At 31.4% G+C, this 19,247-nt stretch carries 18 protein-coding genes; 11 read left to right on the forward strand and 7 right to left on the reverse strand.

What is annotated here, in order from left to right; all coding sequences use genetic code 11:
* Positions 1-8: 8 nt before the first annotated feature.
* Complete coding sequence (locus LQ673_RS08095) at positions 9-575, forward strand: GNAT family N-acetyltransferase (RefSeq protein ID WP_037589965.1); 567 nt, start codon at positions 9-11, stop codon at positions 573-575.
* A gap of 410 nt (positions 576-985) precedes the next feature.
* Here LQ673_RS08095 and LQ673_RS08100 read toward each other — a convergent pair whose 3' ends face one another.
* A complete protein-coding gene (locus tag LQ673_RS08100) occupies positions 986-1,168 on the reverse strand; it encodes a hypothetical protein (protein WP_025906889.1) in 183 nt (60 codons plus the stop codon).
* An 84-nt stretch (positions 1,169-1,252) separates the two neighbouring features.
* Positions 1,253-1,855 (reverse strand): nitroreductase family protein, encoded by a 603-nt coding sequence (locus LQ673_RS08105; protein WP_037589109.1) that lies wholly within the window; start codon positions 1,853-1,855, stop codon positions 1,253-1,255.
* Positions 1,856-2,041: 186 nt separating this feature from the next.
* On the opposite strand from LQ673_RS08105, the gene LQ673_RS08110 reads away from it, so the two are divergent.
* Entirely contained in the window at positions 2,042-2,758 is a 717-nt protein-coding gene (locus LQ673_RS08110) for a tyrosine-protein phosphatase (RefSeq protein ID WP_191835710.1), read from the forward strand.
* A 74-nt stretch (positions 2,759-2,832) separates the two neighbouring features.
* Here the strand turns inward: LQ673_RS08110 and LQ673_RS08115 are convergent, their stop codons facing one another.
* Positions 2,833-4,023 (reverse strand): MFS transporter, encoded by a 1,191-nt coding sequence (locus LQ673_RS08115; RefSeq protein WP_191835711.1) that lies wholly within the window; start codon positions 4,021-4,023, stop codon positions 2,833-2,835.
* A 119-nt stretch (positions 4,024-4,142) separates the two neighbouring features.
* On the opposite strand from LQ673_RS08115, the gene LQ673_RS08120 reads away from it, so the two are divergent.
* Positions 4,143-4,514, forward strand: coding sequence for a winged helix-turn-helix transcriptional regulator (locus LQ673_RS08120; RefSeq protein WP_025906885.1), 372 nt, complete (start codon positions 4,143-4,145; stop codon positions 4,512-4,514).
* 53 nt (positions 4,515-4,567) lie between these two features.
* Here the strand turns inward: LQ673_RS08120 and iadA are convergent, their stop codons facing one another.
* Positions 4,568-5,713 carry a beta-aspartyl-peptidase gene (gene iadA / locus LQ673_RS08125; protein ID WP_191835712.1) on the reverse strand — a complete coding sequence of 382 codons (1,146 nt, stop codon included), beginning with the start codon at positions 5,711-5,713 and terminating at the stop codon, positions 4,568-4,570.
* 206 nt (positions 5,714-5,919) lie between these two features.
* Between iadA and LQ673_RS08130 the strand changes: the two genes are divergently transcribed.
* From LQ673_RS08130 to LQ673_RS08140, 3 genes are read left to right on the forward strand one after another with little or no spacing between them, the layout of a single operon-like run.
* Positions 5,920-7,467, forward strand: a complete 1,548-nt coding sequence (locus LQ673_RS08130) for a M4 family metallopeptidase (protein WP_126477728.1) — start codon at positions 5,920-5,922, stop codon at positions 7,465-7,467.
* Positions 7,468-7,519: 52 nt separating this feature from the next.
* On the forward strand, positions 7,520-7,660 hold the full coding sequence (locus tag LQ673_RS08135) for a hypothetical protein (RefSeq protein WP_159315477.1): 141 nt from the start codon (positions 7,520-7,522) through the stop codon (positions 7,658-7,660).
* 22 nt (positions 7,661-7,682) lie between these two features.
* Entirely contained in the window at positions 7,683-8,522 is an 840-nt protein-coding gene (locus tag LQ673_RS08140; RefSeq protein WP_037589104.1) for a helix-turn-helix domain-containing protein, read from the forward strand.
* Between the two features lie 55 nt (positions 8,523-8,577).
* Here the strand turns inward: LQ673_RS08140 and LQ673_RS08145 are convergent, their stop codons facing one another.
* Entirely contained in the window at positions 8,578-9,213 is a 636-nt protein-coding gene (locus LQ673_RS08145; protein ID WP_191835713.1) for a hypothetical protein, read from the reverse strand.
* A gap of 159 nt (positions 9,214-9,372) precedes the next feature.
* Here LQ673_RS08145 and LQ673_RS08150 point away from each other — a divergent pair, with 159 nt between their 5' ends.
* The 3 genes from LQ673_RS08150 (at position 9,373) to LQ673_RS08160 (ending at position 14,785) form a co-directional block, all read left to right on the forward strand.
* On the forward strand, positions 9,373-10,674 hold the full coding sequence (locus LQ673_RS08150) for a Na+/H+ antiporter NhaC family protein (protein ID WP_191835714.1): 1,302 nt from the start codon (positions 9,373-9,375) through the stop codon (positions 10,672-10,674).
* 225 nt (positions 10,675-10,899) lie between these two features.
* Entirely contained in the window at positions 10,900-14,193 is a 3,294-nt protein-coding gene (locus LQ673_RS08155; protein ID WP_204171091.1) for a hypothetical protein, read from the forward strand.
* A gap of 7 nt (positions 14,194-14,200) precedes the next feature.
* Positions 14,201-14,785, forward strand: a complete 585-nt coding sequence (locus tag LQ673_RS08160; RefSeq protein WP_191836524.1) for a hypothetical protein — start codon at positions 14,201-14,203, stop codon at positions 14,783-14,785.
* 104 nt (positions 14,786-14,889) lie between these two features.
* On the opposite strand, the gene LQ673_RS08165 is transcribed toward LQ673_RS08160, so the two are convergent.
* Both LQ673_RS08165 and LQ673_RS08170 read right to left on the reverse strand, forming a co-directional pair.
* On the reverse strand, positions 14,890-16,125 hold the full coding sequence (locus tag LQ673_RS08165; protein ID WP_037589100.1) for an ammonium transporter: 1,236 nt from the start codon (positions 16,123-16,125) through the stop codon (positions 14,890-14,892).
* Positions 16,126-16,242: 117 nt separating this feature from the next.
* Entirely contained in the window at positions 16,243-17,433 is a 1,191-nt protein-coding gene (locus tag LQ673_RS08170; RefSeq protein WP_025906878.1) for a M20 family metallopeptidase, read from the reverse strand.
* A 164-nt stretch (positions 17,434-17,597) separates the two neighbouring features.
* Between LQ673_RS08170 and LQ673_RS08175 the strand changes: the two genes are divergently transcribed.
* Both LQ673_RS08175 and LQ673_RS08180 read left to right on the forward strand, forming a co-directional pair.
* Positions 17,598-18,029 (forward strand): MarR family winged helix-turn-helix transcriptional regulator, encoded by a 432-nt coding sequence (locus LQ673_RS08175; RefSeq protein WP_191836523.1) that lies wholly within the window; start codon positions 17,598-17,600, stop codon positions 18,027-18,029.
* Positions 18,029-19,225 (forward strand): MFS transporter, encoded by a 1,197-nt coding sequence (locus LQ673_RS08180; RefSeq protein ID WP_191836522.1) that lies wholly within the window; start codon positions 18,029-18,031, stop codon positions 19,223-19,225. Before LQ673_RS08175 ends, LQ673_RS08180 begins: the two co-directional genes overlap by 1 nt.
* Positions 19,226-19,247 lie beyond the last annotated feature (22 nt).

Raw genomic sequence — 19,247 nt, forward strand, 5'->3', positions numbered from 1 at the left:
TGTTAAGTATGGATGTATTAGTCGAATTAGCAGAAAATCAAATATTGGAAACAGAAAGACTTATATTAAGACCTATTAATTTAAATGATGTTGAATCATTATTCGAATATGCATCTGATGTTGAAAATACAACACATGTATTTCCAACACACTTATCTAAAGAAGAAACTAAAAGTGTAATTGCGGGATATTATATGAACGCACCATTAGGAAAGTATGGTATCGAATTAAAATCCGAAGATAAATTAATAGGTACAATTGATTTAAGAGTTGAGCAAGAACATAAACGCGGAGAACTCGGTTATGCCCTTAACTTAAAATATACAGGTAATGGCTATATGACAGAAGCAGGATTAGCATTGCTATCACTATCATTTGAAACATTAGGACTTAATCAAGTAAAAGCAATGCACAGTACAATTAATCCGAAATCAGGCGAAGTGATGAAAAGACTCGGCATGAAGAAAATAGGGGTCATGCCTAAAAACAGAATTCATAAAGAAAAAGTAGTAGACGATGTCATTTATGCCATAACCGATACAGAATATGCAGAAATGGTAAAAAGTGAGAAGTAGTAGTGTGTAATGGTGTGGGTGGTGTAAGTTTGAGTATTGGGTCTTAGCTTAAGTACTGAATAAAGCCAAGAGATCGCCCAAGTCATGGCTTAAGTACAGAGTAAAGCCAAGAGATCGTCCAAGTCATGGCTTAAGTACTGAATAAAGCCAAGAGATCGTCCAAGTCATGGCTTAAGTACAGAATAAAGCCAAGAGATCGCCCAAGTCATGGCTTAAGTACCGAGTAAAGCCAAGAGATCGCCCAAGTCATGGCTTAAGTCCCGAATAAAGCCAAGAGATCGTCTAAGTCATGGCTTAAGTACCGAATAAAGCCAAGACTTTCCCACCATCCACCCCCCAAACAAAAAACAAACTGAACTTACATAAGTTCAGTTTGCTCATATTGCTCCTAATCGGAAAGCAGCTTATGGTTAAGCTGCTTTTTTCATTTTTGTTAAAACTTTGAGTCCATATGCAAAGATACCGTATCCTACTAATGAACTTGGTAACCAAGTTTTAGTTAATGTGCTATCATTTTTTCTACTGAATAATGCATATGGCACGAACGTTGAAATTAAGTAAAGTACTAGAACCTTTTGATAACGTTTGTTCATCTTAAACACCTCACTTTGTTACTTTCATTATAATACTTTTTTATGCATGAATGAGGTGAGTTTTTTACAAATTTAGAACATTCTTTATTCGAATTTCGCAAATGCTGATGCTGGTATGCGTGAGGCTCTATCATTATTCATTTCACCTTTACCAATTGAGATAAGCATTGCTGGTACTAAGTTATCTTCAATATTAAATGCATCAATTACTGCTTGTTTGTCAAAGCCTATCATTGGGCAAGTTGCGAGACCTGCGTCTTCACTGACTAACATTAAACTCATCGCAAATAATGAAGCGCCACGTATTGCTTCGTCTCTTCTGTTTGTATCACTTTCAAAGAATTGGTGGACACTTTGTATTAATCCTGATTTTTTATCAGCTGGTATATGTTTATGGTCTATCCAATCATCTGCGATATCACCAATTGTTTCATGTGCATTTAAGTCACCTAAAATGATAAATGTCGCGCTAGATTCTTTTATTTTAATTTGTTTATTAGCTGCGTTATATAATTTTTCTTTTGCTTCATCTGTATCAACAACAATTACTTTCCATTGTTGTAAGTTCCAAGCTGAAGGTGATAATGCAGCTTGATCTAATAAATTATAAATTGTTTCTCTATCTAAATCGTATGGCTCATAAGATTTAACAGAGCGTCTTTTTTCTAATGCTTTTGCTAATTCCATGTTTTTCCCACTCCTTATATGTCGATATTTTTATGTTCATATAAAATAGTTTTAAAAACAACTTTTCTGCTTATTTGCAAAAATCAGTCATTTTAATACTGGTTAAAAACAGTTATTTGTTACAATATAAGTAATAAGGGAATAAAGTTGTATGATTTTAGTTACGTGATAAAAGGAGAGGTGCACATGATAGATATTCATAATCATTTATTATATGGATTAGATGATGGTCCATTAGATGAGGAAAGTATGCTTGAACTTGCAAGAGAAGCTGAGAAAATTGGTATAACAGATATAGTTGCAACACCTCATTATATAAAACATCGGTTTAGAAATAATGCCGATATCGTAAAAAGTAGAACTGAAGAAGTACAATCTCTATTAAATGATCATCATATTGATATTAAAGTTTATCCTAGCCAAGAAATTCATATGTTTGGCGAAGAACTTGAAGGATTAGAATCTGGTGAATTGTTACCTATTACTGAAGGTTCAAGATATGTGTTAATTGAGTTTCCATTTTTCTCGATACCAGAATTTGCTGAACTAACATTTGAAAAGTTATTTAATGCTGGATACCGTCCAATATTAGCTCATCCAGAACGTATCATTCCGATTCAAGATGATCCACAAATTTTATTTAATTTAATTGATAGAGGCGCATTATGTCAAGTTACAGCAGGCTCTTTAGTGAATAAATATGGCGAAGATGCTAAAAGAGTAGCTGATTATTTATTAGAACAAGATGCTATTCATATTCTTGGAAGTGATGCTCATAATACATCCAATAGAAACTTTCATATTAAAGAAGCATATGAATTTTTAGAACGTACGAAAGGTATTGAGACTGTCACACGATTGAAAGAGAACGCACGAAAAATATTAAAAAATGAAGAAATTTGAAGTATTTAAAAAGCGAGAAACGCATGAGGTACCCGTTGATATCTCATACATTTCTCGCTTTTTTATTATTATTATTAAGTTGTTTGTAAAGGTTCAGCTGTTTCATGCTTGTTAACGACAAACATTAAAATACTTGCTACAAGCACCATGATAAATGCGAAATAAGGCGTGCTAGATAGTGTTAAGTGGTTTAATATAAATCCACCGATAACAGAACCAAGTGTAATACCTATGTTAAATGCAGAGATGTTTAAACTTGAAGCGAAATTGACAGTTTCTTTACTATTACGTTCAGCAAAAAGTACGACAATAAGTTGTAACCCGGGAACATTCATAAATGCGAATAGTCCCATTAATAATATACTGATAAGGCCAACTACATGAAAATGTATCGTAAATCCAACAAGTAATAACGTTAATGCTTGTAAAAGAAAAATAATCGTTAATGATTTCGTTGGCGCATGGTTCGTTAATTTTCCACCTAATGTATTACCAATCGCAACCATCACACCATACAATATTAAAATAATGACAATACTATTTGAGTCATAACCTAATATATTCGTTAAAATTTCAGTCATATAAGTGTAAACAACAAATGTACCACCATAGCCAAGCGCTGTAATTAAATAAATAGACATAAGCGGTTTGTTTTTAAAGATAGCAAGTTGTTTAATAATAGGTGCTTGCTCATATTCTGTTAAATTTTTTGGAACGAATGATATATTTGCGATTAAACTAATGAGTCCTATCAAAGCAATCGTATAGAATGACATTTCGTAACCGAAGTTTTGACCGACCCAAGTACCAAATGGGACACCTGTAATCGTTGCAACTGTTAAACCTGTAAACATCATGGCGATGGCACTTGAGCGTTTATGCGCAGGGACTAAGTCAGCTGCAATGGTTGTTGCAATAGACATGAATACACCATGTGAGAAAGCACTAAGCACTCTCATAGCGAGTAATAAACTAAATGATGTTGCAAGTCCTGCAAATACATTAGCAATAATAAACACAACCATAATGAGTATTAAAACATTCTTTCTTTTCATATTGTTTGTTAAAGGCGTTAAGATAGGTGCGCCAACTGTAACACCAATAGCATATAAAGATACAGTAAGTCCTGCTAATGGGATTGTCACATCAAAGGCATCTTTAATTAATGGGAGTAATCCTACGCTAATAAATTCAGTAGAACCAATAGCAAAAGCTGAGATAGCAAGTGATATAAGTGCGAGTTGATTCGAAAATTTGTTTTTCAATTTTTATATTCCTTCCTTTGTTATAAGATATGTGATATTTTAAAACGTAATAAGACAAATAGGAAGTACGCACTTTAAAGTCATATAGGTACTAAAAAGTGCCTTAGGGAGGAATCATGATGGAAGTTACGGAATATAATATTGGTGTAGAAGCAACAATAGATGTCATTGGCGGTAAATGGAAGCCAGTGATACTGTGTCATTTAAAGCATGGAACAATGCGAACATCTGAACTTAAAAAAGCTATTCCGCATATTACACAAAAAATGTTAACGCAACAATTAAGAGAATTAGAAAAAGATGGCATTATTAATCGAATTGTATATCAACAAGTACCACCAAAAGTTGAATACGAGATATCAGAATATGGTAGTACACTAAATGAATTACTAGAGCACTTATGTAAATGGGGAGAATTCCATATTAAAAAACGTAAAGAAGATGGGGAGCAAATAGAGCTTGATTCCGTAGAATTTATAGATGGAATTTAAATAGGAAGTGTAAATAAGCAGGGACAAATTTTTGTCCCTGCTTGTTTTGTATTTTATTCAAACATACCTTTTCTAATCATTTGATAATCTGAAAGCATATGTTGTCCTTTTGCAAATACATCTTTTATTTGTTTCTTTTTCGGATTAATTATTAATATATCTGCATCATAGTGTTCTTCGATATGACCTTTATGATGTAGTGTTAATACGTTTGCGACATTAGAAGTAAATAAAGCAATCACTTCTTCCCAGTTCGAGTCTTGTACCAATAAATTAAATAATTGGTCTGTTAGCGTGCTGCATTTTGCAACATCATAACCTACAAGTTGATTGTGTTTATCGAATTTAGGTAAACTGCCATGTCCATCTGAAGAAACCGTCAACTTCGAGATGTCTCCTCCATGTGCTCGGTAATAATTGACGTATTCTACAGTATTTGAACTTGCTGTTAAGTCAACATACACACCTTTATGACTTAATGAAATACCTTCTTCTAACAAATCTATCCCTTTATCAAAATGTGTCACATATAGTTTGTTCGGTTTAACATCAAAATGATCGATTAGGTCATGAATTTGTTTCAGTTTATGTTTGCCTGTACCTATATGAAAATGTGTTACACCAGCTTTTCCACTTAGCATTCCGCCTACTGTTGTGTCAGCCACAATTCTTGCAAGTTCTTCAATTGTTGGAATAGATGATCTGAAATCATTTATAGCAATCTCACCAGTGCCAATCACTTTATCAATTAAAAACAAATCTTCTTTGATGGAGTTTGTAATTGTAGTAACGGGCAAGTGATAATTACCTGTGTACATATATGTAGAGACACCTTCAGCTTCTAATGCTTGAGCCTTTGCATATAAACTCGTTAGTGTTCTAGAAATACCATCTGTACCTATTAAGCCAACTACGCTTGTAATACCATTTGATATTAAATTTGTTAATTGAACTTCTGGCGTTCGCGTCACATAACTCGCTTCTCCGCCACCTCCAAGCAAATGAATATGTGGGTCTAAAATCCCAGGCATAACCGTATATCCTGTAGCATCGATGATCTTTAAGTTTGGATCCAGTTGCTTTATTAATTCAATATCTATATCTCCGATTTTAATAATAGATCGCCCTTGAATAAGTATCGATTGCTGACCCTTATAGTTCGGTGAATATACATCACCATTTTTAATAATTGTAAACATCAGCATCCTCCTTTAAAGCTTTCATTATATATATTTTAGTGTAAGTATGTCGTTAAATCAAAATGTAGCAAATCAAATTAATATATGTGGATATTCTATATGTAATATAAATGTAATATAAAATTACACTTTTTATAATGACTTTATACTTCATGTTATATATAATTAAATTGTACTTATTCTAAAAATATATAGGGGTGGATTAAATGTATCGATCGAAAAAAATTTTATCAGTAGGTTTTACTTCAGTTATGGCTTTGACTTTAGGATTATCAAATGTGGCTAGTGCGAAAGAAAGTAGTCCTTTAGATCAAAAGGAATTAAAATCAATTCCTAAACAAGAAATAAACACAAAAGCTGAAGCGCAAGAGATTTTGAGTCAGTTACCAGGCAATCCAAATATTAAGAAAAGTTACAAACAATTTGAAGTAGCAAATGAATTTAAAGATAACTTAGGATATACGCATTATACTTTAAAACCTAAAGTAGATAACTACGTTGTCGAAGATAAAGAAGTCAAGATACATACCAATGATAATCAAGAATTAGAGCTCGTCAATGGGGATGTCAATACAGAAAAAGTTACATATACAAATAAACAAAGTTTATCTAAAGATGAAGCGGTTAATAAAGCTTTTGAAAGTATCGGCGTAAGTCAAAATGAAGTGAAAAATATTAAAGGACAAAAAGTCGTTAACAAAGATGAACTAGTGATCAATGCTGAAAAGAAAAAATTAGTCTATAATGTTGAAATTATTTATTTAGATCCTAAACCAGCACGTTGGGAAATTAAAATTGATGCTGAGACTGGTGAAGTTGTAAGTAAGAAAAATAAAATTGAACATATTGCCGGAAGTGGTGTAGGTGTTAATGGGGATACTAAAAAGCCACTCAATTTAACAAAAATAAGCAATGGTTATGGTTTACAAGATGAAACACATTCTGGAACAATCCATACTTATGATGCAAAGAATGGTACGTCTAGCTTTTCACTTATGACAGATACGGATACAAACTTTAATAGTAAAAATCAAGCTGCAGGAGTGGATGCCCATTTTAATGCTGCTAAAACATATGACTACTATTTAAACACACACAATAGAGATAGTTATGATGGAAACGGTGCAGAAATTAATTCTATTGTTCATTTTGATAGAAATTATAATAATGCCTTTTGGAATGGCCAATACATGGTGTATGGAGATGGAGATGGTAGAACATTTACATCATTATCAGCTGCAGATGATGTTGTTGCACATGAATTAACACATGCTGTTACAGAACATAGTGCAAATCTTGTATATGAGAATCAACCAGGTGCTTTAAATGAATCAATGTCAGATGTGTTTGGTTACTTCGTTGACCCTGAAGACTGGTTAATGGGAGAAGATGCATACACACCAGGTAAACCAGGTGATGGATTAAGAAGTCTTTCTAATCCAGAACAATATAATCAACCTGCACATATGAATAATTATCAGAACTTGCCAAATACTGAACAAGGTGACTATGGTGGCGTGCATATTAATAGTGGTATACCGAATAAAGCAGCTTATTTAACAATTACTAAAATTGGAAAAGAAAAATCAGAAGACATCTATTATAGAGCTTTAACACAATACTTAAGTTCAAACTCTTCATTCTTAGATGCTAAATTTGCGTTAAAACAAGCAGCATCTGATTTATATGGTGCAAACTCAACAGAAGTACAACAAGTGGTCAATGCTTGGAATTCAGTAGGCGTAACTGGATAAAATAATTGTATTTTCACACATTGAGACTTAAAATAAAGAGGAGGACATTAACATGCAGAATCCGAAACATATGATACATCGTAAAATGCTTATGAATCAAGGTCGTGTATATTTGACGGGACAAATATGCACAGCAACACCGATACCAGATGATATGCATAGCGTGGGTTATTCAAACATGTTAATTCGATAACTGAATACGGGGAGCGTTATATATGAAATTAGGAGAACGTGTCAAACAAAGGAGAATAGATTTAAAGCTATCTCAACAGAATTTAGCGCAAGGTATTGCGACTCAAAGTCAAATTTCAAAAATAGAAAAGAATGAATTACAACCGGGATCTCAACTACTATTTAACATTTCAAGAAGATTAAATTGTAGTATGGACTATTTATACATTGGCGATGAGTTAGATACACAATTAGAACAGAAATTAAAAGTAATAGAAAGATTGTTAGAAGAGCGTGATTATGATGCGCTCATACCTATTATAGATGGCAATTATTTATCTAATAGTTCAACAGATGAAATTGCTGCTTCGAAGTGGGTAAGATCGATTATTACTTTTTATAAGCATGATGATGTTGAACAATCTCTACAACTAATAGAAGAAGCTTATCGTTTAATGGATCATAATATGTATGAGAAATTACAAGTTTCTATCTGTAATACGCGCGCAATTTACTACTATAGACAGAATGAAAATGAAAAAGCAAAGTCATCACTAGAACAAGGTTTAGAAATTGCTAAACGCTATAATGTAGACGATAATTATCAAATCAAATTGTTATATACATTATCTAATATTTACTCGAATGAAAAAGCTTATGACAGATGTTTAGCTTATGCTCAATCTGCATTAGATATTACGATTAAATCGAATAGATATATGTTATATAGTGAATTAGTTTATAATATTGTGCAATCACGATTAGAGATGGGCATTCTAAATGATACAGATAAGAAACAATTAGATATTGCACTTTTCTTAAGTGAACAATCTAAAAAACATAACATCACAATATTAATTAGAGATTTAATGAAAACTTTATAAACAAAAATACTTTCATAACCAATTCTTTTAAACGAATGGGATATGAAAGTATTTTTTATTTTTGAATGACTTGAAGTATGGTCTCTGTCGTTAATTCAGATTCAAGTTTAGAAGCTGATTGTTGAATGTCTTTAAAGTCATGTCTTTCTTTATAAGGATATGTATAATTGAGCGTCTTTAATATATGTAGGACAATCGCTTCTTCTAATATGACATGTTTATTGTTCAAAATAGTCGTCGTAACCATTTCAGGGTAGTATTCTTTAATGATTTCATATATGTATAACTTCGCAAAATAATACGCTATCACATCGTATAATAAATCATATTTATGACATAGAGATTCTATAAATAAATATAAATGTGCGTTATCTTCTAATTGAATTGAAGCATCTTCTTTATATGTCCCAACAAGAAAATAAATATCTGGCTTTAAATATGTTTGATATTGCTTTAGAAATTTCAGCCTTACTTCAAAGATAATATGAACCAATGTTGTATTTATTTTTAAAATTAAGGGAAGGTCTTGTTCTAATTTTAGAAGCGTTGGATGGATATTTTGACATAGTACATGTTCATCATAACCTGCATGCTGAAACTCTGTATGATACTTTGTAAAATATGAAAGCCTCGACTGTTCATTTAAATGAAAGTTATTAAAAAAATCATTAATTGTATTACTAATAATCATAATTGAACCCCTTAACATTTGCTTTAATCTTATGATAGTTATATTACCTGATTTTGATGATTTAATCATCAAATGGTAAAATTAAAAATTAATATTTGACGAGAAACAATATGTACTGTACCCTTTTAAAGTATTCAAGATATATAAGAGGAGAAAATAATGAATCAAATTAATCATAAAGGATCATTTATAGCTTTATTACCGTTAATCGTATTTGTAACGCTGTTTATAGGTACTGGATTAATCATGAAAGATTTTAATTACTTACCTTTAAATGTAGCGATTCTGATTGCAGCAGTCTTTGCATGTGCCATGTATCCAAAGACGCCTTTAGCTAAAAAATTAGATATATTTACAAAAGGTGCAGCTCATCCTAACATTTTATTAATGGTATTTGTCTTTTTAATGGCAGGTGCATTTAGTCAAACAGCTAAAAGTATGGGGGCTGTAAGTTCAACTGTTAATTTAGGATTATCTTTAATTCCCGGACAGTTTTTATTAGCAGGTTTATTCATTGTTGGTGCATTTATTTCAGTAGCGATGGGTACATCAATGGGAACAGTAGCAGCATTAGCACCAGTAGGCGTAGGTATCTCAGAAGCAACAGATATCTCACTTGCTTTAACAACAGCAACTGTCGTAGGTGGTGCAATGTTCGGTGATAATTTATCAATGATTTCAGATACAACCATCGCAGCAGTTAGAACACAACAAACGAAAATGAGCGATAAATTTAAGATGAATTTCTTAATTGTATTACCAGGTGCTATCTTAACAGTGCTTATTCTATGGTTTGTTACAAAAGATGCAGGTATGACAGATGCTAGCCAAGGTGGCTATAGTATCATTAAAGTCATTCCATACTTATTTGTATTAATTAGTGCATTATGTGGAATGAACGTATTGATGGTATTAGTGTTTGGTGTCATCGTAGCAAGCTTAATAGGATTGTTAGACGGTTCATTTACACTAGCAGAAAATTTAAAAGCAATCTCAGATGGACTTATCGGCATGCAAGATATTTCTATGATCGCATTATTAATCGGTGGTATGATTGGTCTCATAGAATACCATGGCGGAATCAAATGGTTGCTCAATACCGTAACGAAACGCTTGAAATCTAAACGAGGTGCAGAATTTGGAATTGCCAGTTTAGTAAGCGTGACAAATTTAGCAACAGCTAACAACACAATTTCAATCATTACAGCAGGACCACTCGCAAAAGAAATAGCAGATGATTATCAAATTGATCGCAGAAAATCAGCAAGTATATTAGATATATTTGCAAGTACAGTACAAGGAATTATTCCATATGGCGCACAAGTATTAGCAGCAACAAGCGTCGCAGGAATATCAACAGTATCACTATTACCTTATTCATTTTATCCATATTTATTAGGCATATGCGGTATCGTGTCTATTATAATAAGCTATCCACGTAAGAAGAAAGAAGCGGAGTAATAGCCATTAAACCCTATCCATCAACGTGATGGATAGGGTTTTTATATATTTGCTTGAAAATAGAAGATGGATTATATAATATAATATCGATATATAAATAAGCTTAATTCAAAAATAGACAAGGAGGAAATTAAATGTAGGAGAAAATTTAAGTTATTAGTATTATTGAAAATAGTAGAAAAACAGATGATTATTATAAGAAAAATTGAATAAAGGAATAGTGTAATGAAGACATGGAAATTAATTAGTATATTATTATTTATTGTTACTATGTTTATACTTAACCAATCGATTACATTCGCAACCGAAGTTATTAATAATTCTGAGGATTCAACAGTTCTTAGTAATAGTAAAGGTCAACCAATAGAAATTAATGAAAAAGTAGATACTATTACAGTAAAAAATATAGAATCAAATGATGATAAATCAGTCATAGCTTCAGCGGAAAATAATAATCCTACATACACTAAAAATCCAAGAATTGTAGATGTTGAAATTGAAGGAAAGGGAGACAAAAATAAATCTGGAATTTCATATTTCGATAATATTAAATTAAATATAACTGGTGAGAATTTAACAGATGATAATTTGTTAACAAAAGAAGGATTACATTGGTCAGATAAAACATATGTAGATATTATAACTGGTAAAGAGAAAGGTATTATTAATCATAGTGATACATTTGGTGGTCAAAATACTCCTAATGTTCCAGTTAAAGCTTATAGCTTGAATAATGGGGATAAAGGGAGAATTAATTTTGTTGGAACAACAAAATCAGGTATTAACTTAGATTTACTTTGGACTGTAAAGAATTCTGATAAGGAAGATTGGAAGAAAAACTCTGGATATAATAATGATAATAGAGTAAAAGGTTTAGCATTTACAGGTGAACAGTTTATTCCTAATACAAATGGGAACTCAATAGTAACATTATATAATGAAGCAAATAATCTAAGTTTATTTTATCAAATAGTGAAACATGGTACTTATGAGGAAAATCCTGTTCTTGTAAATTTTATATCAACTGATATTGATGCTGCTCAGGGAGTTGAAAGTAATTTATCTAATCTTGGGGAAGTAATTCCCGAAGATTCAAATCTCAAGGTTTCTAATAATATAATTTACGATGCAACTCCAGGTGTTGAAGGGTTGAATGGATCTATTGATTTACCTAAAGGTGGTTATTTGGGAGTAGGGTTTTTATCTAACTTTGATTATACATTTTATTCACCTGCGCCTATGCGGAGAAATGATTCCTATAACTATGCAATTGCTGTTAGATATGATATTTTTGGTAGCAGTTTACAGGTAAAAATGAATACAAAAATTAAACAAAAATACAGAGTTAATTATTTAAATATAAAAGGAGAAAAAATTTTATCATCAAAAACATATACAGGTTATAATAACAAAAATTATAAGATACCAGTGCCGAAAATAGATAAATATACGAAGTTATATTATAAAATTGATAATCAAAATAAAAATGATCAAGTTATTAACCTGTTTTATCAATTAAAACCCCAAATTATTTATAATTTTTATGATGAAAACGGTAATAAGATTAGAGCTTCTTTAAAATATACTTATGATAAAGGAGCTGAAATTAAATTTAATCCTCCAAATATAAAAGGATATATTAAACCTAAAATATTTAAGACAATTATCAATAAGGGTAGTACTTATAATTTTATTTATGTAAAAGAGAAAAATATTAAGAAGCATACTAAACCTTCAAACAAATTAAATAAAACTAATCAAAATAGAGAAAAGAATAAAAAAACAAAGAATACTAAAGCATTGCCTATAAAAAACATACCTACAAAATCAAAAAACAAACCTACAGCAAATGCGAAAACTAAAAATTTAAAAAGCAAGAATACTATAAGTAAGAAACCAAATAAATCTACGAAAGATATATATAGACCTCGTTACATTTCATACATTAAATCGCCGCAAAAACTAAAAATACCTAAGGCATATCAAAACTATCATAATAAAAATAATTCATTAAAAAGAATAAACAGTTTTACAAAATTTTCTGAACAAAAAAACTATATAACACACTCTAAAAAAATAAATAAAGAAAGACAACAGAATAAGTCAGGGTCACATATTGATTTACACAAATATAAAAAGAAAAACAAAAAAGATTGGTTTGCAATTAATACTGGCCTTAAAGGCCAAGAACAAATTGAATTCATAAGGTTCTTAAATGCACTAGCAGCAGAGGCGAATAAAAAGTATAAAGGTAATTTTAATGAAATAAACCATTATATAGCCAATGGATTAGCCTATCATAACTATAAAAATAATATTTTGCAAATTTCAGTTAATGATTTATGGAAAATAGATAAAAGTAAAGTGAAATATCCTAAAGCAAATTTTGAGATAGAATTTATAGAAGGAAAAAATAAAGTAATTAAAAGTGATAATCTTCTTCATCACATACATGTGTCGAAGAACTATGATATAGATTTTCCTCATATGGGTGCTACTTTGGGAAGTGTAGAAAAAAGCGTGTGGTATAAAGAACTTATAAAGAAAATAGCTAGTTTACCACTTGAAAAATATGATGGCATATCATCGGAAGATAAATTTTTCCAATTAAATGCGCTCACTGGTGACTTATTAACCAATATTAATAAAAAAGATGGGAATTCTGATATTGATGCAATGATTATGTACTATCATCCAAAATTTAAAGACTTACCCTTAAATGAGAGAATTATTAAATATTACAGTACAGAAAATTTAGATGTTGAAAGAAAAAAGTTCAAGAGTGAGGTTTTACCAATTATAGTTAAGAAAGATGTGAATAATAAATCGGGTTATTTATTTGTTGCATCTATTGCTACTTTAGGTGGGCTTATATTAGGTAGAAAATATATATATGAATTTATAAAATTTACACCTAAATTTTTTGTGGAAAAAGGAAAAAATATTATTGAAAGAACCAAAAAAAATATAAAAATAGTCAAAAAAATCATTGAAAATAAAGTGACTAGGAAATTAAAGAAGGTTAAAAGTAATGTTAAAAAGTATATTGTAAAAAAGATTGTTAAACCTATAAAAAGAAATTTAGTTTCAATTAGAAGAAAAATAAAGCAAAATGTTATGAAGCTATCTAAACGAATAATTTCGCCTATAAAAAGAATTATTAAGAGAAAAATTAATAATAGCCGCACTATTAAATATGTTGCTCGTAAAATGAAATCTATTCGAAGAGCCTTTAATAAAAGAATTTATATTCCTGCTAGGAAATTTGTTTCTAAAAGAATTTATATGCCTGCTAGGAAATTTGTTTCTAAAAGAATTTATATGCCTGCTAGGAAATTTATCTCTAAAAGAATTTATATGCCTGTTAGGAAATCTGTCTTTAAAAGAATTTATAGACCAGTGAAAACTATAGCGAACAGAACTAGAAGGTATTCAAGAAAAATATCAAATAGCATCAGTAAAAGTAAAAAATTTATAAGAAAAGGATTTAGAAAGTTAAAAAGATTATTTAGAAGGTGAGTAAGTCATGTGGAATAGCATAAAAAATTATAAAGTCTGGATATTATTTGCGTTTTATCTAAACTTGTTTAGGTTGACGTTAGTTGTATTAATACTCTCATTATATCTATATTTAAACTTCTCAAAGTATTCCGTTTATTATGCTAAACATATACCTCATGACAAAGGAAGAGACCCAGAAGTTGAAATGTTAATCAAAAATATAGCTAGAGCAGAAACACCAAAGATAGAGGGTGTAACTTATTCTCCGACGTGTATATATGGAATCGGTAATTGTTTAAAATATTCAGTAGATGGAATTAATAGTGAAGATACAAAAAATCCTGATCATCATCGTTCTGTAATTATGGGAGATTCCAAAAATGAAATTGAATATATAGAAAATTATGATATATATTTATTTAATGATAAATATAAATTAATTTCATTTATTGAAAAAAGAGGACTAGAAAAGCCTGTTTCAAATATTAATGAAATTGAAGTAAAAAAACAAATACGTTCAATTGTTCAACCTGTAATAAATGTTCAACCTAAGCCAAAGGTTAATTTACAATGGGTATTTAATTGGATGTATGGTGATTATTTTAAATAATGTGGTTGGAGATGATATAAATATTATAAACAAAAACAAGCATATCACGTTATGACTGAATGGTTCAGTTAAGTGATATGCTTGTTTTTTTGTGCTATATATTTTTATGCTTTTTCTTGTTTGAGTTCGTATCCATATGCGGTTTCGCCATGGAATACGGCATCTAAGCCTTCTAGTTCTGCTTTTTCGTCTGTTCTTAATGTTGTAAAGATACTGATGATTTTAGCGATGATGTATGTCATGATGCCACTAAATGCGATTGTTACGACGACGGCAACGATTTGTACGACTACTGGCATAATGCCACCACCAAAGAATACACCGTCTGCTATTGTTGAGTTGACGCTAGAATTTTGGAAAAGACCTGTTCCTATTGCACCAACGACGCCTCCAAATCCATGTAAACCAAATGCATCTAATGCATCGTCATAGTTAAGTAAGACTTTAAGGTGCGTGATAACATAGTAACAAACGAATCCACCTAATATTCCTAGAATCATTGCACTTCCGTAACCGACAAAACCTGCTGCAGGTGTAATCGTTACAAGTCCTGCTAACATTCCTGATAATGTTCCGATTAACGTAACTTTTTTCTTTTGAATATATTCAAAGATAGACCAACCGGCAATACCTGCACATGATGCTAGTATTGTATTAACAAATGCGAGCATCGCAACTGAATCGAAAGTGAGTGCTGATCCTGTATTAAAGCCAAACCAACCGAACCATACGAGAATACCACCGATTAAAGTAATGACTAAATTATGTGGTGGTTTTTTATTGCTAGGTTTTCTAGAACCGAGTAGTAGGGCAAGTACGAGTCCAGAAACACCAGATGAAATATGGACTACTGTACCACCAGCAAAATCAATTGCACCAAGTTTGTGAATCCAGCCGCCACCCCATACCCAGTGTGCTACTGGGCTATAAACTAGAATGACCCATAAACTCATAAAGATTAAAAATGGTCCGAATTTCATTCTTTCAGCTACTGAACCAGTAAGAATTGAAACGGCAATGGTACAAAATGTTAATTGGAAAAGCATAAATAATGCGAATGGAATGGTTTCACTAAAATTACCATTAGGTGTGAATCCAACACCGTTTAATAATGCGTGTGAGAAATCACCTATCCATAAATTGTTACCGCCAAAACTAATAGAAAATCCTATTAATACCCATGTGAATGTTACTACAACAATTGCTGAAATACTGTGCATCGAAGTATTTAAAACATTTTTAGATTGAACTAATCCTCCGTAAAATAATGCTAATCCAGGTGTCATTAACCAAACTAACAACGTACAACCGAATAATAAAAGTGTATCTGTCTGACTCATCTTCCCTCAACTCCTTATTTTTTTAAAAGTATAAAATATAAAATAAGAAAAAAGAAATATGAGTCAGGTAAATTTACACTTGGTGTGATAATACTTAACATCTGTTAAGTAATTGGATTATTGAACACCTAAATAATCGAACGTAACAGCAGCGACTGATTTAGCTGCAATAAGTAGAGAACCTTCATCAATATCAAATTTAGGATGATGATGAGGGAATGTTTCTTTATCTTTAGGACTTGCGCCTACATAGAAGAATGTACATGGTAATTCTTTTGCATAGTAAGCGAAATCTTCTGATGGTGGTTGTGGTTCGCAACGTTCAACACTTTTAACTTCAGGAATGTTAGCCGCTTCAATTGCTTTCGCAACTTGTTTCGTTAATTCAGGATCATTATATAGAACCGGATAATCTCTCGTATATTCAAGTTCACATTGAACACCATACATAGATTCTAAACCTTTAGAAAGTCGTTTAACTTCTGATTCAATCAGTTGTAGAGTTTCTTCATTCATACCTCTAACGTCACCTTCAAGTGTGACTTCATTTTTAATGATATTAAACTGTCCTTTACCATCAAATGAACCGATAGAAATAACGCCCATATCAAATGGATTCAATCTTCTTGAAACAATTGTTTGTACTGACATAACAAAGCTACTTGCTGCAACAATTGGGTCATTTGCTAAATGTGGTGAAGAACCATGACCACCACGTCCTGTTATTTTTAATTTAAAGATATTTCGACCTGATTGAACATTGCCTTCTCTATAATAAACGTGATCACTTTCAAGTGCACTCATAACATGGACGCCGATAACATTATCAACGCCATCAAGAATGCCATCTTTAATTAAGTATTGTGAACCACCAGGTGGCTTTTCTTCTGCAGGTTGGTGAATGATGACAATTTTACCTTTAAGTTGATCTTTCACTTCAATTAAAGTTTCAGCAAGCACCATCATATATGCAGTATGCGCGTCATGACCACAAGCATGCATGACACCTTCATTTTTAGAACTGAAAGGTAGGCCAGTATCTTCTTTTATTGGTAAAGCATCGAAATCAGCGCGTAACGCTAACGTCTTACCTGGTTTACCAGAATCAATGGTTACTTTAATACCGTAAATGCCTTCTCCTCCGATATGCGTTTGTAATGTGACATCCTTATCTTTATAAAAGTCAGCAATATACTGGGCTGTCTCTTTTTCTTCAAAAGATAACTCAGGATGCTCATGTAAGTATCTTCTGATTTCAATCATTTTGTTTTCTTTCTTAGATAATCTTTCATAGAAATCATTTAACATATCATGTTCCTCCTTATATTTGTTTAATTTTATTATAATAGAAATTTTTGAAAAATTGTTGTTAGAAGCGTAAATGGGTGTTGACATAACATGACAATGGGCGTAGAATGATTGAGTATTAGTTAGCAAAGCTAACTATATTTTTATGAGAAAAGGTGAAAACAATGAAGAACTTTTTATATTCCTATACAAATTTGTATCGACCATATATTCATCATATTAATGAAATATTGGCACCTTTTGATTTATATGCTGCGCAGTACAAAGTGTTACATGATATCGCATATAATCAACCAACCACACTTGTTCAAGTTTCTAAGCGTTCTTTTATTGAGAAACCTACAGCTCGTAAAATTATAAAAAAATTAATCGAACGGGAATTGATTCAAGCAGTTAATAGTAAAGAAGATAAAAGAGAAAAATTCCTTACATTAACTGAGCAAGGTCAAAATCAATTCGATGAAATTCATCATAGAATTGGTGTATTTCAAGAAAAATGTCTGCAAGCAGTTGGTGTCGATGAAGTAGAACTTAATAAGGCACAAGAGATTTTAGAGAATTTGAGAAGTTATTTAATAGAGGAGGAAACAGAGTAATGGACGACCAAATTAAGAAACCGATTTGGACAAAAGATTTTATATTTAATTTTGTTATTAGCTTTTTTATATTTTTATCAATGTACTTACTATTAGTAACAGTAGGTGGTTATAGTAAAGAAACGTTCGGTGTTTCAGACAGTATGGCTGGTCTAGCATCAGGTTTATTCATAGTTGGATCATTAGTAGGTAGATTTTTAACAGGTAAATATATCAATATAGTAGGTAGTAAGAAAGTGTTAGTCATCGGTGGTATTCTACTAGTTATCACAAACGGTTTATATCTTGTGACTGCATCATCATTCGTATTGTTATTAATCGTACGTATTCTAAATGGTATTGCAAGTGGGGTAGCAAGTACAGCTACAGGAACAATTGCAGCATTTATCACACCAGCACAACGTCGTAGTGAAGGTATCAGTATGTATAGTTTAAGTATGGTACTCGGTACAGCAATCGGACCATTTATAGGCTTATTACTATATCAACACATTCCAATGTCTGGACTATTTACAATTTGTACGATACTTATTGTTGTAGCATTTGTTATGTCACTATTCATGAAAGTTGAAACACCTGTTATGGCGAGTGTTAAAACAGAAGAGAAAAAAGGATTTAAACTTACTGATTTCTTCTCAGTACATGCCTTACCAATTGCAATCGTAGTTGTGATTGTTAGTATTGCATACTCATCAGTATTGTCATTTATTCAATTCTTCGCACAAGAAAATCATTTAGTAGATGCAGCAAGTTTCTTCTTTGTTGTATATGCAGTAGCAGTCTTAATTACAAGACCATTTACAGGAAGAATTATGGACCAACGCGGTGAGAATATCGTTACAATACCAGCATTTATATGTTTAATTCTTGGTTTATTCCTAATTAGTATTGCAAGCAATGGTGCGGTCTTATTAATCGCAGGTGCATTTATAGGATTAGGATTTGGTAACTTACAATCTATATTCCAAGCATTAGTCGTTAAAGTATCACCAGTAGAAGCGATGGGATTAGCAACATCAACATATTTCATCGGCTTAGACTTCGGATTAGGATTCGGACCATATGTATTAGGTAACTTCACACATTCAATCGGATATTCAGGATTATATCTAGCAATGTCTATCGTAGCCTTATTAGGATTAGTCGCATTCTATTTCTTACACATGATTAAAGCTAAAAAAGTAAGTCAATTATAATAAATGGAAGATTTGTTAGAGA

It is taken from the genome of Mammaliicoccus sp. O-M54, from assembly GCF_022386035.1.
GTDB lineage: Bacteria > Bacillota > Bacilli > Staphylococcales > Staphylococcaceae > Mammaliicoccus > Mammaliicoccus sciuri_A.